This window comes from Verrucomicrobiia bacterium (assembly GCA_036405135.1).
GTDB lineage: Bacteria > Verrucomicrobiota > Verrucomicrobiia > Limisphaerales > JAEYXS01 > JAEYXS01.
In genome coordinates, this window is record DASWYF010000047.1 from 95,619 (window position 1) to 111,255 (window position 15,637).

The window sequence follows — 15,637 nt, forward strand, 5'->3', positions numbered from 1 at the left end:
GAGAGATATCTAATTCATGCGTGAAGCGGCGTCAATCGACGGAAGACTTTGCGTGGTAAAATGTTCGATGGGAAAAGCGTTAAAAATGTCGCTTTTAGATAACAAATAGTCGGGTTTTTTGAGTGGAAACGGCTTGGCTTTTTTTGTGAGATGGGTAATCTATTTACACCTGTCAGACCTTTCCAAGGAAGTGTTGTCGTCACCCGATGTGATGGCTTTTCAAAACCTCTTTCTTGGGCTTCAAAAGGCACAGGAACAAGTAGGAGGAAATAGTGAAAAGCATAATAAAAATGGGGAGAATGCTGGGCTTATGTCTGGCGCTTGGAACAGTCACGCAACAGGCCCGCGCGCAGGAGGTGTTTTTGCCCACGGCAAACAACATGACTGCGCCGCGAAATTTGCATCAGATACAATTGCTGCACGACGGTCGGGTTTTTTTGCAGGGAGATTTGCCACCGCCCTCATCGCCAACCACATCGGCATCCATAGACATATACAATACTGTCTCTAACCGATTCAGCCGTGTGGCTTCACTGGCGTTGCCGCGATGGCAGAATGCTTCGGCTGTCCTGTCGGATGGGCGGGTCATCATTATCGGTGGGCGTACGAATTCACCTGTTGATTCAGTGGCCTCATTGAGCGAGGTATATGACCCAATATCCAACATAGTGTCACCCGCCGCGCATCTGCAGATCCCGCGCGGTCTGGCCAAAGCGACGACATTGCTGGACGGGCGAGTATTGGTCAGCGGTGGAACGACAGTATCCAACCTCAGCGTGCTGCGTACCGAGATATATGATCCGGTGAGCAATTCGTTTGCTCTGGGGGGAAACCTGACGTATCCGCGCGTCAGCACTTCTACAGCCACTTTGCTGGCTGACGGCCGCGTTTTGCTGGTTGGCGGTTCCGGACTGGCCGGATCGGTGGTGGAGATATTCAATCCTGCCAGCAACACGGTTTCGACAGCGGGAACGTTGATCGATGCGCGCAGTGGTGCTCATACTGTCACGCTGTTGCAGAACGGCAAGGTCTTGATCGTGGGCGGCGGAATCACGGTGCCGACGATCACCGGGAAAGCGGAGGTGTATGATCCCGCCACTATGACATCCACTGCTGTGGGGAGTCTGGCCCTGGCTCGAAGGGGGCATACTGCCTCCTTGCTGCCTGATGGCCGGGTGTTGATCGCGGGCGGAGCCTATGATGCTGGTGATGGCGGCTTTTTCGTCACTGCTTCTACTGAAATATTCGATCCGGTCACGCAGACATTTTCTGCTGGGCCAGCTATGCTGACTGTGCGGGAGAATGCCCGGGCTGTGACGCTGCTCACCGGCCAGGTTCTGATCACGGGAGGGCGGACACCCGGCCTGATCACGACAGCAGAGCTGTTTGATACAGAGGTAGTCGTGCGTTCGGCCGATTGGTATGCACTCTTGGACACGATCGAGAATCTCACCGCCACGTTGACTGGCGTGCAATTGCAACTGACCAACGCATTGAATCAGATCAGTGGTCTGACCATCACGAACAACAATCTGCAGGCGGAGCTGAATTACGCCCATGATACGATCGACGGATTGACGACTACGAATGCACAGTTGCAGGCGCAGATCAATGTGCTGCAACCGAATCCGTTCCGCATGTTGCCGCAAGACCTGCCACCGAGACCGCGCATCCATACGTTCACCACATCCGACGGAAGAGTATTGATGCTAAGCGGAATAACTACAGATGTAGCGGCCACAAAAAGTGTCAGCGTCTTCGATCCAATGACGGAAACGATGACAACTGCCGGTGGCATCAATTCTATCCGCGCAGGGCATACGGCCAATTTGCTTGCAGGTGACCAGATTCTAGTGGCTGGCGGCAGTGTCCGGACTACTCCGTTTTCCCCGGTCATCGTGACCAACACGACGGAGATATACACGCTCAGCACCACGAATTCGGTGGCGGGCCCGAGCATGGCCAACGCCCGTATTTCTGCCGGATCAGTTAATTTGGCAGATGGCCGTGTGTTGGTGTTTGCGGGACGCAATGACACCACTGCTTTTGTGGCCCAGAGCGAAATCTATGAACCATCAAGCAACTCTTTCCGCCTTTCCGGCGTTATGCCTGCATTGGTGAACTTGCCAACGGTCACGTTGTTACAAGATGGTCGAGTGCTCATCTATGGCAGCAGCACTAATGATGTGCCGGCCATCCAGGTGTTCGATCCAGCCACGGAAACATTCACCTCTGTGAGTGGACTGGCAACCGGAAGAATCGGGCACCAAGCGTCTTTGCTGGCGGATGGAAGAGTGCTGATCAGCGGTGGTCGTACCGTGGTGGCAGGACTGATCCTTAAGACGACCGAGATATTCAATCCGTCGACAGGCACATTCAGTGCCGGACCAGACATGCTGACTGCGCGGCAAAGTTTTTCCTCTACGGCCTTGCTGGATGGCACGGTGCTCATAGCGGGCGGCCAGACTAATACGGCTCCAAATCTGCTGGCTTCTGCAAAAGCGGAAATATTCAATCCGGTAACCGGAACATTCACCGCTGCCGGGGTGATGGCAACAAACCAGTATTTCCATAATGGTGTTTTGCTGCGCAACGGTGCGGTGCTCTTGACGGGAGGTATGCCGGGAACAACGACCTCGTTATTGTTCAAAGCGCAACTCTATGATCCGACAACGCATGTCCTGACATCGCAGTATGGCAACCTGAACTTGCTCATCGATGATCTCGAAGCAGAGAATGATGATCTCGTCACGCAACTGGCCAGCGTGCAGTTGCAGCTCAACATCGCGACGAACACGATCACCGGCCTGACGATCACGAACGCCAGCCTGCAAGCGGCGCTCGCGAATGCGAATACGACCATCGCGGGTCTGGTGGTGACGAATGCGCAGTTGCAAGCGGATCTGGAGGCGTGTCAGGCAGAGAAGGCGGCGTTGCTCACACAGATCAACACGTTGACGAACCAGATCGCGCAGTTGCAAAACACGATCACGACACTGACGGCGCAGAACAACGCGCTGACAAATCAGGTGGCACAACAGCAGGCGACGATCAATTCGCTGGTGGGCCAGGTGAATTCGTTGACGAACCAAGTCGCGCAACAACAGAGCACGATCAACACGTTGACCGCGCAAAACAGTGCGCTAACGAATCAAGTGGCGCAGTTGCAGACCACGATCGGTTCGTTGCAAACGCAGAACAACGCGTTGACGAATCAGGTCGCGACACTTACGCAACAGAACACGCAGTTGCAAACCGCACTCACTGCTGAGCAGGCGCAGAATGCCACGCTCACCGCACAAGTAGCACAACAGGCGGCGTTGATCGTGTCCTTGCAGGCGCAGAACACGCAGTTGCAAGCGGAACTGACTGGCACGCAGAACCAGGTGAACAGCCTGATGGCGGCGTTCCAGAACGAGTTCAATGACCCGACGTTTGTGATTCCGGGTGCGACGTTGCAGCAGCAGGTCCAAAACCTGATCACGGCGATTCTTGAGCTGAACCATGGTCAGCGGAGTGCGCTCTATGACAAGTTGGATTAAGCGGTAAATAGCACAGCCGGACTTGCGAGGAATCGCGAGTCCGGCTTTTTTGTCCCGGGATGTCCCGGCGAATCTTTTCGACAACTTGTTGATTTTGAGCTAGAAGCCTTTCCCAAGACAGCCTTGCGCACACGAAATCCGGCTGTCAGGGCCATGGGTGCTGCGGCATCCGCTCAGGTATGGAAATTCTCAAGCAACTTTATCGCGACCGGCTCAGCCTCGCCACGGACCTGTATCAGCTCACGATGTCCTATGGATATTGGAAGGCGGGCGTGGCGGACAAGGAAGCGGTCTTCAATCTTTTCTTCCGGCGTAATCCTTTCCAAGGCGGTTACAGCGTGGCTTGCGGTCTGACGTATCTGCTCGATTACCTGAAGAACTATCAGTTCGACGCGGAAGATGTCGCTTATCTCGCCACCTTGACGGGCAATGACGGCAAGCCGCTCTTCGAGCAAGGCTTTCTCGATTACCTGCGCGATCTGAAGTTCTGCTGCGATATCGATGCCGTTCCTGAGGGCACGGTGATCTTTCCGCATGAGCCGTTGGTGCGTGTTCGCGGTCCGATCATCCAGTGCCAGATTCTGGAGACGCCGCTGCTGAACATCATGAATTTCCAGACGCTGATCGCCACGAAATCAGCGCGTATCTGTCAAGCCACGCAAGGTGAACCGGTCTTGGAATTCGGTCTGCGTCGGGCGCAAGGCTTGGATGGCGCGCTCGCGGCGAGTTGGGCGGCATACATCGGTGGTGCTTCTGCCACGTCCAATGTCCTTGCCGGAAAACTCTTTGGCATTCCCGTCAAAGGCACCCATGCGCATAGCTGGATCATGTCCTTCGAGACGGAGGAGGAGGCATTCAAGATTTATGCAGAAGCGATGCCGAATAATTGCGTCTTCCTAGTGGATACCTACGACACCTTGACCGGCGTGAAGCGTGCGGTGGAGGTCGGCAAGACCTTGCGGGCGAAGGGCTATAAGATGGTCGGCATCCGCTTGGATTCCGGTGACTTGGCCTATCTGAGCATCGAGGCACGCAAGCTTTTGGACGAGGCCGGTTTCAAAGAAACCGTCATCGTGGCCAGCAACGACCTTGATGAATACATCATCGAGAGCTTGAAGAAGCAGGGCGCGCAGATCTCTGTTTGGGGTGTCGGCACGCGCTTGGTGACGGCCTATGATCAACCGGCATTAGGTGGTGTTTACAAGCTCGCGGCTATTCGTAAACCCGGCCAAGAATGGCAATACAAGGTCAAGCTCTCTGAACAGACGATCAAGGTGTCAACACCTGGTATTCAACAGGTTAGACGTTTTTATAATGAAGACGCCTTGGTGGGCGACATGATCTACGACGAGCAGTTTGGTGTATCAGACAAACCGGTGATAGTAGACCCAGCCGATATGACCCGGCGTAAGGTCATCAAGAGCGGGACGCCGTATCAGGACCTACTCGTACCCATTTACCGTGACGGCAAGGCCGTTTACCAGAGTCCCCCAGTGAACGAGATCCGGGCTTATGCGCAAAAGCAACTGTCGCTGGTCCACCCGACCATCCGTCGCTTTGTGAACCCCCACGGTTATCCGGTCGGTCTGGAGCCCAAATTGCACGATTTGAAGACTCACCTGATACTTCAGGCCCGGGGCCTGGAAGAACCCGTTAAAGGCTAAAATGTTGTGGAAATTGCTCTGGCATATGGCAATACTCGCGCCAGACCTACAGCATTTGGTTTAAGCCAAGGTCATCGTTCGGTGGGCCCGAGGTGTCTTCGCGGGCAGTGTGGTGGAGAAAGCCGGGTGACATCCTATGAGCGCGGAAAAAGACAAGAAGAACATGTATTGCTACCGTTACCCGCATCCAGCGGTGACGGTGGATTGCATCATCTTCGCCATCCACGAGAACGATCTCAAAGTCCTGCTCATCCAGCGCGGTGCTGATCCCTATAAGAATCACTGGGCTCTGCCTGGCGGTTTCGTGGAGATCAATGAGAGCGTGGACGTCGCTGCTGAGCGCGAGCTCGCGGAAGAGACGGGCATGGAAAAGATTTTCCTCGAGCAGCTTTACACGTTTGGTGAACCGAAACGCGATCCCCGTGAGCGCGTCATCAGCGTGGCGTATTACTCTCTCGTCCGTTTGAAGGAGCACCGTCCGGTCGCAGGCTCGGACGCGTTGAATACTTGCTGGTATCCCATCCGTCAGTTGCCGCCGCTGGCGTTTGATCATAGCCAGGTCATGGCCATGGCCATCAAGCGGTTGCAGGGCAAGGTCATCTACGCGCCGATCATTTTTGATCTGTTGCCCGGTAAGTTCCGCTTGAACCAGCTCCGCAAGGTTTACGAAATCATTTTGGAAAAGCCGATCGATGCCGAAGGGTTCCGGAAGAAGATTCTGGCCACCGGCATGCTGACTCCGCTGAACGAATTTGACAGCACTGAGAGCGGCCCGCCTGCCCGCCTCTACCGGTTCGACAAAAAGCGCTACCAGAAGATGCTGGAAGAGGGCTTCACGTTCGAGATCAAGCCGGACGCACCCAAAAAGCCCGCACCCAAGGCATGAGCAACAAGGCGCTGATCATAGTAGACGTTCAGAATGACTTTGTGCCAGGAGGCGCCCTGGCAGTACGCGGCGGCGACGAAGTGGTGGACGTGATCAACCGGCTCCAGACGGAGTTCGATATCATCGTCGCCACGCAAGACTGGCATCCCAAGAACCACGGCAGCTTCGCTTCCAATCACTCGGACCGGAAACCGGGTGATCTCATCGATTTAAACGGTCTGGAACAGATCCTCTGGCCAGACCACTGTGTGCAAGGCACCAAAGGCGCGGAGTTCGTCAAGGGCCTGAACACCTTCCGTATCAAACGAATTTTTCACAAGGGCACTGATCCAGAGATCGACAGTTATAGCGCCCTTTATGACAACGGCCACCGCAAGTCCACCGGGTTGGCGGACTACCTGAAAGGTCTCGGGGTCACTGACGTTTACATCGCCGGGCTGGCGACCGACTACTGTGTGAAGTTCACAGCGTTGGATGCCCGGCAAGTTGGTTTCAACGTCTACCTCGTGACCGCAGGATGCCGGGGCGTAAATCTCAAACCGGACGATTCTAAAAATGCCATCGAGGAAATGCGCAAAGCCGGCATCCACATCGAATAGCCGCCGGCCTTTCTCCCGGTCAACCACCACAAGCGAAGCCGTTCACACCGGCCCTGCACCTGTCTGTCCTTCAGTGCAGCCTGCCGTCTGAGCGCGATCACGACACATGACACTTTTTTCATCCATTTTATTTGCGGCAAACCAGCCATCGACACGATTCCCTGCCTTGGCTGACAACCTCATGGAGGTCGCATGAATCTCGAACCATTTTCACTCATTTTACAAAAAGCCAGCGGACTGACGCTCCGCAATGCAGCGGGTGTCGCAGCCACCAATTTCATCGAAGAACGCCAGCGTTCTCTCGGCCTCAATACGCCTGAGGATTACCAGCAACGTCTCGAACAGGATGTAGAAGAAAAGCAGCGTTTCATCGAAGCGGTTGCTGTCTTGGAGACTTGGTTCCATCGCGATGTTGTGGCCTTTGAGACATTGGCCAAGCTCGCGAAAGACCGCCTGAAGAAGAATCCCGCGCCCTTGCGCATCCTCTGCCTCCCCTGCTCCACGGGTGAGGAGGCTTACAACATTGCAGCGGCGCTGATCGAGGCTGGGCTGACACCCGAGCAATTCACTGTAGATGCCGTGGATATCAACGGCAGTGCGCTGAAACTCGCTGAAGCTGGCGAATATAAGACCGCCGCTTTCCGCAAGTGCCCGGAAGAATTTCGTCAGAAACATTTCGCAAGCGTTTCGGAGGATACGTTGCGCCTCACTGCCGAATGGAAGAGCTTGGTGAAATTCCGCCAGGGCAATCTCTTGCAGCTGGAGACGGTGGCAAGTGGTGAACCATACGATTTCGTTTTCAACCGCAATCTCCTCATCTACTTCGCACGGCCAGATCAAGCCAAAGCACTCGCGCATTTACGCCAGCTCCTCAAGCCCGAGGGTGTGATCTTTGTGGCCGCAGGTGAAGGCGGCATTTTCTTGGCGAATGGTTTCCGCACGTTGCGCATCCCGCATGCGTTCGCATTCCGTCAGGCGCCGCCGCGCCAGGAGCGGCCGAAAGTCCAGCCTGCTGCCGAAGGTGCAGAAGGTAAAGCAGACGAAGCTGCAAAAGCAGAGGGTGTGGATGCCTCGGCACCTGCAAGTGAAGCCTCTGGGGATGGAAGTGCAGATCCTGCTGGATCAGAGAATCCTGAAGGAGCTCCTGCCACAACTGCGGAAGGAGAGCAGCCAGCCGCTGCGCAACAACAGCCCAAGCCGCAACGTCCTGAACGGCAACCACGCCAGCGTCAGGAAAGACCTGAGCGCCAGGAACGTGGCGAACGTCCAGAGCGCCCCGAGCGGCAAGGACAAGAACGTCCCGAACGCGCAGAACGTCCTGAGAGGGGCGAGCGTACAGATAAGGGAGAGCGTCCTGAACGGCAGGAGAAATCCGACAAGCCGGAGAAACAGGAGAAGTCCGAACGGCAGCCAAAGCAGCAACAGCAGCCTAAAGAAACACGTCGTGCGGCGTCGCCAGAAGACACGGTGGACATCATCGAAGACGTCAAGGAACTGGCCGAAGCCGGGAACTTGGTGGAAGCGGAAGCCAAGTTGCGCGGACTGCTTGCCGGCGGTTCCTCGGATGCCGATGCTCACTTTCTCATGGGTCTTCTCCAAGATGCCCAAGGAGACGCGGTTAAGGCGATCGCCACTTACCGGCGTGTCGTCCAGCTTGATGGCAATCATCAGGAAGCGGTCAAAATGTTGATCGAACTGGCCGAAATGCAGGGGGATACGGCGGAATTGGAGAAATTGCATGCCAAGATGAACCGCATCTTGCAACGCAACCAGCCGCGTCGTCTGGCAAACAAACCGGAAACAAATCCGTCATAGTACGGATTTTGTCATCAGGCATCAAAATCCAGTCGTAACTTTTTGAGGCACTCTTTAATGTCTCCTTATCCATGAGGGGACCTGCGGACTATCCTACTATGGTGCTATTGGTGGACGATCAATCCATCATAGCTGAGGCTGTACGCCGCAGTCTCGCCAACGAGCCGGACATCAATTTCCACTACTGCTCCAATCCACTGGATGCCATTGCGCTTTCCCATCAGATCCGTCCCACGGTGATCTTGCTGGATTTGGTGATGCCGGAACTCGATGGCCTTACTTTGTTGCAACGTTTTCGCGATGATCCTGTCACGCAAGGCGTCCCCATCATCGTTCTTTCTATTCAAGACGAGCCGACGACCAAGAGTGATGCGTTCGCAGCCGGTGCGGATGATTATCTGGTCAAACTGCCCAATCGCATCGAACTCGTCGCACGCATCCGCTATCACACGCGCGGTTATGTGGGGCAGTTGCAACGTGATGAAGCGTATCGCGCCTTGCGTGAAAGCCAGCAGCAACTGGTGGACAGCAACACCACGCTCATCTCGCTGAATCAAAAGCTCGAAGACGCCACCAAGGCCAAGTCCGAGTTCCTCGCGAACATGAGCCACGAGGTGCGCACGCCGATGAACGGTGTCATCGGCATGACGGCCTTGCTCGCGGAGACGGAATTGCACGCCGAGCAGCGCGATTATGTTGAAACGATCCGCACCAGCGCGGAAGCGCTGCTGACAATCATCAACGACATTCTTGACTTTTCGAAGATCGAATCTGGACGCCTGGAGATCGAGAATCATCCGTTCGAGATACGTACATGCGTGGAGGAGGCTTTGGAGCTCGTCGCATCCAAAGCAGCGGAGAAGAATCTCGATCTCGCCTGTGTCACAGATGATGAAGTCCCGTTGATGGTTTATGGTGATGTCACACGTCTGCGTCAGATTCTCGTCAACCTCGTCAGCAACGCGGTGAAGTTCACGGCGAAGGGAGAAGTGGTCATTTATGTGAAGAATGACCCGGACGGGCTGCATTTCTGCGTGCAAGACACGGGCATCGGTATTCCGAAAGAGAAGCAGGATCGTCTCTTTAAATCTTTCAGCCAGGTGGATGGTTCCACTACACGCCAGTTCGGCGGCACCGGACTGGGGCTTGCCATCTGCAAACGCCTCACAGAATTGATGGGCGGAAAGATTTGGGTGGAGAGCGAGGGTGGCAAAGGCTCCTTGTTTCATTTCACTGTTCGCGCAGAGCATGCTGATCAACCTTACGATACTGTGACGGGCACGGGCTCGGCATTGCGTCGCAAGAAACTGCTCGTGCTGGAAGACCATGCGCCATCTTGCCAGTCACTGCGCCAGATGGTCATTCCGTGGGGCATGGATGTGGATTTTGCCTCGGATGCTGAGACTTTGCTCGCCCGTCTCGGGCAGGCACCAGCACCGCATCTGCTGTTGATCGATCGCGAATTGCCCAATACGCAAGTGGAGAAACTGGTCACACAGATCCGCGCTCATGAGGTCGGCGTGACATTGCCTGTCGTGTTGTTGTCCGTTCAACGCCTGCGAAGTTCAGATGATGTTTTGCGCGGGTTTGGCATCACGCAAAGTGTTCTGAAACCCGCCCGCCGTTCCGCGCTTTACGAATCGTTGACCCGAGCTGTTTCCGTGGCAGATGCTGCGCCCAAGCCGCTCGCCAGTACAGATCTGGATACGACTTTGGCTGCGCAAATGCCTTTGCGCATCTTGCTGGCGGATGACAATCCGGTGAACTTGAAGGTGGGGCAGTCTTATCTGCACAAGATGGGTTATCGTCCTGAACTGGCCGCGAATGGTTTCGAAGTGCTCGCTGCACTGGAGCAGCATCCGTTTGATCTCGTGATCCTTGACGTGCAAATGCCCGAGATGGACGGGTTCACCGCCGCACGTGAGATCCGTAAGCGCTATTCGGATGATAAACGTCCGAAGATCATCGCCATCACCGGCAACGCAATGGAAGGCGACCGCGAGAAATGCCTCGAAGCGGGGATGGATGATTACATCAGCAAACCCGTCCGCCCGAAGGAAATCGAGGCAGCGTTAAGGCGTTGGGGGAAGCAGAAGCGGTAAGTTCATTCCTCACGTTAGCGAAGTAAGATTCATAGCACGGGTTTTAACCCGTGCCTGGCTTTTCCCGTTTCAGCGTCGCATAGCGACGCAAGACTTCTACCGATCTGAGATTCTTCCGTCACTACGTGACGATGTTCCGATCGAAACACAAACGGCGGCTTGAAAAGCCGCCGCTATGAATCTTTCGTGCCGATCGGCACAGGGGAAAGCACTTACTCCGCGCTCTTTTTCTTGGCCGCTTTTTTCGCCGCCTTCTTCACCGTCGTCTTTTTGGCGGCAGCTTTTTTCTTCGGCTTGGATGACGACGTTTCTTCAGCTGTCGGAACGGGTTCAGCTGTAGCTGCCAATTCCTTGGCGACATCCAGACGGGGCGCATCGTTCCACAGACTCTCGATGTCGTAACGCTCACGCGCGTCGTTGCGCATGATGTGCACGATGACATCGAAGTAGTCCAAGACCATCCAAGCACCTTGGATGGTGCCATCGACAGCGCGGGGGCGGACACCGAAATTTTCCTGCACCTTCGTCTCGATCTCGTCGGAGATGGCGCGCAGGTGCGGCTCGCTGGTACCCGTGACGATGACAAAATAGTCCGCGATGGTGGATACCGGACGCATGTCCAGGATCACCATGTTCTCCGCTTTGCGGTTGTCAGCATACTCGCGGCAAGCGAGCGCCAGCTTCTTCGATTCCATGTTGCTGCGGAGAATGAGCAATCCGGGCTTAAAGATAAAGCCGATTATTACGGATGCTTTCGGCGACCACGGCGGGCACCAAATGGTCAATCGGCAAACCGGCCTTCACACGTTCCCGGATTTTCGTGGAAGAAACGCCGAATGGGAACCCTTTCAAGACCTGTCCGCGGAACGGTTCAGGCAGGGGTGCCGGAGGTTCTCCCGGTCGTGGGATGACCAGAAACTCCACCAATTTGGCCAGTTCCGGTGCATTTCGCCACTTAGGCAGCAACGGCACATGATCAGCCCCTATAAGGTAGGAGAACTGGGTGCCGGGATAACGCCGCTGAAACTCCTGCACCGTATCGATGGTGTAAGACACCCCGCCACGGTTCATCTCAAACTCATCCACCTCGAATTCAGGTTGCCCGGCCAGGGCCAGCCGCAACATCGCCGCCCGCAATTCCGTCTGTGTATAAACACTGTCCGGCTTGAAGGGCGACTTGGCGGCGGGGATGAAGATCATCCGCTCCAAATGCGCCTCTTCCATGGCGGCACGGGCCATGAGCAGATGCCCGCAATGCACGGGATCAAACGAACCGCCAAAGAGGCCGATACGCTTCATGTGCGGAGACGCTAACAGGTCAGCAGCAGCGGGTCACGCCTTCGTAACGGCGTTCCGTCACTTTCTCGTAGGCTTCGCCAGCCGTCAGCGGTTCGGCCACTTGCGGCAGGTTGCTGCCACCGCTCAGGCTGACAGCGACTTTGCTGCCTTCCGTTGGAGCGCATTCGTAAACGACGCGTTGTTGTTCGCGCTCAATCGCCGCTTCCGTGGAAAGTTCCCGGATCATCAGGAAAATGAGCGAGGCTAGGCCAAACCAGTTGAACGGCTTGCCTTCCACCACAGCATACTCCGGCAACCACACCGGAGGGTTCTCCTGCAGCTGCGCGATCTTCTTCCGTGCGAACAGCAGCGTCCACTCACGCACGCACATGATGATGATGATAGCCACCATCACGAGGAAAGCACCGGTCACAACCGTATCCAGCATCTGGTTGAAGTGCAGGATGCGGTTTTCCTTCACCGCTTTCTCGGCGGCGGCGATGGCCTTGGCTTCACCCAAGGTCTTAGCCCCTTCCAAGGCTTCTTGCAGTTTCGGCAACTTTTCATCCAACGATCTGGCTTGGGAGAGGAAACCGATCTTCGGGCTTTCGTGGAACATCTTCTGATAACCCGCCGTCATCGTCACCGTCATCAACCAGATCAATGGAATGATAGTGACGAGTGCGTAGATAGGCTTGCCCGGAGCGGGTTTCGGATTATCCGGTCCGGCAGCGGGAGGATTCAACTGCATCTTCAGGATCACCGTTGTGGCCAGACACAGAGCGATACCCGCCAGCAACTGGTTCGCGATACCGAACAGCGGCCAGAGCGAGTTGATGCCGCCCAAAGGATCACGCACACCTTGGATCAGGAAGTACCCCCAACCGATCACGAGCAACACGCTGGCAAAGAAATTGGAGAAGGTGCTCTTGGTGTCTCCCAAGGGTTTCCACACGTGTCCTAACAGGTCTTGTAACAAATATCGTCCTACACGCGTACCGGCATCGATGGTGGTAAGAATGAAGAGCGCCTCAAACATGATCGCGAAGTGATACCAGAGATCGAGCCACTTATGGCCGACGACTTTTGCGAAGATGTGCGCCATGCCGACGGCGAGAGTGGCGGCACCACCAGTGCGGCCAAAGAGCGTGTGTTCACCGATGTCCTTCGCCTCTTTCTCCATTTGCTCCACCGTAACGGGATAGCCCGCCGCTGTGACCGTAGCCGCAGTCGCTTCCGGCGTGCCCTTCATGTTCATGGCGAAGTAAACCCCAGGATCCAGTGTGCATGCAGCGATAAGCGCCATGATAGCCACGAGAGATTCCAAGCACATCGCGCCGTAACCGATAGGCCGTGCATAACCTTCACGCGTGATGATCTTCGGTGTCGTGCCGCTGGAGATGAGCGTGTGGAAACCCGAGATAGCGCCACACGCAATGGTGATAAAACAGAACGGGAACAATTTGCCCGCGAAAACCAAACCCTCACCATTGTCTGCAAACGGTGTGACGGCCGGCATATGCAAGACCGGCAGCACGATGAGAATGCCGACGGCCAGCGAGAAAATCGTGCCCAGCTTCATGAACGTGCTGAGGTAATCGCGCGGTGCAAGCAACAGCCACACCGGCAACACACTCGCCGCCAAGCCGTAAACGATCACTGACCACGCCAGCGGTTCCGCCGTGAATGTCAGTGCCTTCGCCCAAGTGGGATGTTCATGTACAAACTTGCCGCCCCACACCGCGAAGAAGAGCAAGATGATACCGATGACAGTGACCTCCATCACCTTGCCCGCGCGGATGAAACGCAAGTAGCATCCCATAAACATGGCGATCGGAATCGTGGCTCCCACCGTGAACACGCCCCATGGGCTCTCTGCGAGCGCTTTCACCACGATGAGCGCCAACACGGCGAGGAGAATCACCATGATGGCCAGAATCGCGAACATCGCGATGTAACCCGCCGTGGTGTTCAACTCCTCCTTCACCATCTGGCCCAGCGACTTACCATTCCGTCGCATAGAGCTGAACAAGATAACAAAATCCTGCACCGCGCCGCCCAAGACCACACCGATCAAGATCCACAAAGCACCCGGCAGATAGCCGAATTGTGCCGCCAACACCGGACCGACCAGTGGCCCCGGGCCGGAGATGGCCGCGAAGTGGTGGCCGAAGACGATCCACTTATTCGTCTTCACGAAGTCTTTGCCATCGTCCTGAACCTCGCATGGAGTCGCACGGCGGTCATTGAGCATGAGCACCTTGGCCGCGATCCATTTGGAGTAAAAGCGGTAGCCGATGGCGTAGGAACAGACGGCGGCGATGAGGATGTAGGCCGAATTGATCGGCTCACCTCGTTTGAAAGCGATGGTGGCGTAGGCAAAGACACCCAGCAACACAACGGCCAGCCAACCGAATAACTTAAGTGCGTTCTTCATGGATAAACAAGGCTTCCGCCAAGGCAGATGCCCAAGGGATAAAAGCCAGCTTACGGTTTTAAGTCCATCTGAGGCAATCTTGGACTCACCTTTTTGCAGAATGACCAATGCCTAAATCCGAATGACCAAGGACCAATGAAAGCGGTAATAATCTTTGACTTGGAGCTTTTCTGCCATTTCCTCGGTCATTTGAGCTTCGTCATCAGCCATTCTCACGAAGTGAGGCCATGGGTAATACTGAGTATTTTCTCGGCTTTAGACGTCCGATAAAATAGGTTTGTATGAATTTCGTAACGGAAGAATTTATGAAAAGGTTGTTGTGGCGGTTAAGGTGGCTCCTGTTTTTTGGTTTGCTGATCGGTGGATGGCAGGTTCAGGCGCAGACCAAACCGGTCCAATTGACGGAGCGCGTGGTGTCGTTATCGGCAGCATTGCAACCAAGCCGGGAGAGCGCGTTCACCCTTGCAGGGTTCAACTGGTTCTATGTGGGCGGCGTGGTTCCCGGCAAGGGGCAAAGCGTCGTGCAAGCCTTCGACACCGATGGCGCCCCCCAGCAGGAATACCTCTTGCCGCCCGGCCAGACGATCTACGCACTGCATGTGCTGGATGACGGCGCGTTGTGGGCATTGACCCGCAAAGACGAGACCGGTTGGCGTCTGGTGAAGTTCAATTTTGCCGGTCCGCTTCTGCAGGATTTACCATTGGTGTTTCCCAAGGGCTTTGAGATTCCTGCGCCGGCAGGCAAGGCCCGTTTGCATCTTGTGCCTGGTCAGAACGATCGGGAGGTTCATGGCGTTTATTTCGTGCCGGGGGCTCAGGCGGTTTTCAAGACTTTCACACTTTCCACCTATGGTGTGGTAAAAAGTGCGAACAGCGAGGGATTCAAGGATCGGGACGGTTTCACTCATCGCCTAACGACCAGGCCTGGTGTGGATGGCAAGGACAGTTTGGGCATCACCTGGAAGCGGAGTTTCTATCTTCTCTCCGAACCGCATTATGCCGTCGATCTGTGGGGTGATCAGGTGATTGTCCAGACCTCTGATGATGATTCACAAGGACAATCCTACCTCCTCGCGCTGAACGATTTTCGTCCTATGTGGCGAGAGCCACTCAAGTTTCCTTTGCGCAACAACAGCTACACCTTTTATCATTACAACCTGACCACCCGCAAAGTGACCTTGTATCCTTACCTTGATGCGCTCATGGGCACGGGTTGGCGTGTGCCTTCCAGCAAGCGCGGAACCCCGCTGGTGCCGAAGAAGCAGGGCGTGTGATTCTGGTCAGCGATCTCCTTGCTATCGGGTGCGATGATCG

The 15,637-nt window shown here is 55.5% G+C and carries 11 protein-coding genes; 8 read left to right on the forward strand and 3 right to left on the reverse strand.

Going from position 1 to position 15,637, the window contains the following annotated elements:
- Positions 1–133 precede the first annotated feature (133 nt).
- From VGH19_21435 to VGH19_21465, 7 genes are all read left to right on the forward strand, one after another.
- The gene (locus VGH19_21435; GenBank protein ID HEY1173942.1) at positions 134–511 is read left to right on the forward strand and encodes a hypothetical protein; all 378 of its coding nucleotides are present in this window, start codon (positions 134–136) and stop codon (positions 509–511) included.
- Between the two features lie 13 nt (positions 512–524).
- The gene (locus tag VGH19_21440; GenBank protein HEY1173943.1) at positions 525–3,542 is read left to right on the forward strand and encodes a hypothetical protein; all 3,018 of its coding nucleotides are present in this window, start codon (positions 525–527) and stop codon (positions 3,540–3,542) included.
- Between the two features lie 179 nt (positions 3,543–3,721).
- On the forward strand, positions 3,722–5,206 hold the full coding sequence (locus tag VGH19_21445) for a nicotinate phosphoribosyltransferase (protein HEY1173944.1): 1,485 nt from the start codon (positions 3,722–3,724) through the stop codon (positions 5,204–5,206).
- Between the two features lie 136 nt (positions 5,207–5,342).
- On the forward strand, positions 5,343–6,092 hold the full coding sequence (locus VGH19_21450) for an NUDIX domain-containing protein (protein HEY1173945.1): 750 nt from the start codon (positions 5,343–5,345) through the stop codon (positions 6,090–6,092).
- Positions 6,089–6,691: a bifunctional nicotinamidase/pyrazinamidase gene (pncA, locus tag VGH19_21455; GenBank protein ID HEY1173946.1), complete on the forward strand. Its 603-nt coding sequence runs from the start codon at positions 6,089–6,091 to the stop codon at positions 6,689–6,691. Before VGH19_21450 ends, pncA begins: the two co-directional genes overlap by 4 nt.
- A 192-nt stretch (positions 6,692–6,883) precedes the next feature.
- Positions 6,884–8,506 carry a CheR family methyltransferase gene (locus VGH19_21460; GenBank protein HEY1173947.1) on the forward strand — a complete coding sequence of 541 codons (1,623 nt, stop codon included), beginning with the start codon at positions 6,884–6,886 and terminating at the stop codon, positions 8,504–8,506.
- Positions 8,507–8,577: 71 nt separating this feature from the next.
- Complete coding sequence (locus tag VGH19_21465) at positions 8,578–10,608, forward strand: response regulator (protein HEY1173948.1); 2,031 nt, start codon at positions 8,578–8,580, stop codon at positions 10,606–10,608.
- Positions 10,609–10,820: 212 nt separating this feature from the next.
- On the opposite strand, the gene rsfS is transcribed toward VGH19_21465, so the two are convergent.
- From rsfS to VGH19_21480, 3 genes are read right to left on the reverse strand one after another with little or no spacing between them, the layout of a single operon-like run.
- Positions 10,821–11,303 (reverse strand): ribosome silencing factor, encoded by a 483-nt coding sequence (rsfS, locus tag VGH19_21470; protein ID HEY1173949.1) that lies wholly within the window; start codon positions 11,301–11,303, stop codon positions 10,821–10,823.
- Between the two features lie 28 nt (positions 11,304–11,331).
- Positions 11,332–11,907 carry a nicotinate-nucleotide adenylyltransferase gene (nadD, locus tag VGH19_21475; protein ID HEY1173950.1) on the reverse strand — a complete coding sequence of 192 codons (576 nt, stop codon included), beginning with the start codon at positions 11,905–11,907 and terminating at the stop codon, positions 11,332–11,334.
- Positions 11,908–11,926: 19 nt separating this feature from the next.
- Positions 11,927–14,323, reverse strand: a complete 2,397-nt coding sequence (locus VGH19_21480) for a carbon starvation CstA family protein (protein ID HEY1173951.1) — start codon at positions 14,321–14,323, stop codon at positions 11,927–11,929.
- Between the two features lie 305 nt (positions 14,324–14,628).
- Between VGH19_21480 and VGH19_21485 the strand changes: the two genes are divergently transcribed.
- Positions 14,629–15,597: a hypothetical protein gene (locus VGH19_21485; protein ID HEY1173952.1), complete on the forward strand. Its 969-nt coding sequence runs from the start codon at positions 14,629–14,631 to the stop codon at positions 15,595–15,597.
- The last annotated feature ends 40 nt before the right edge of the window (positions 15,598–15,637 follow it).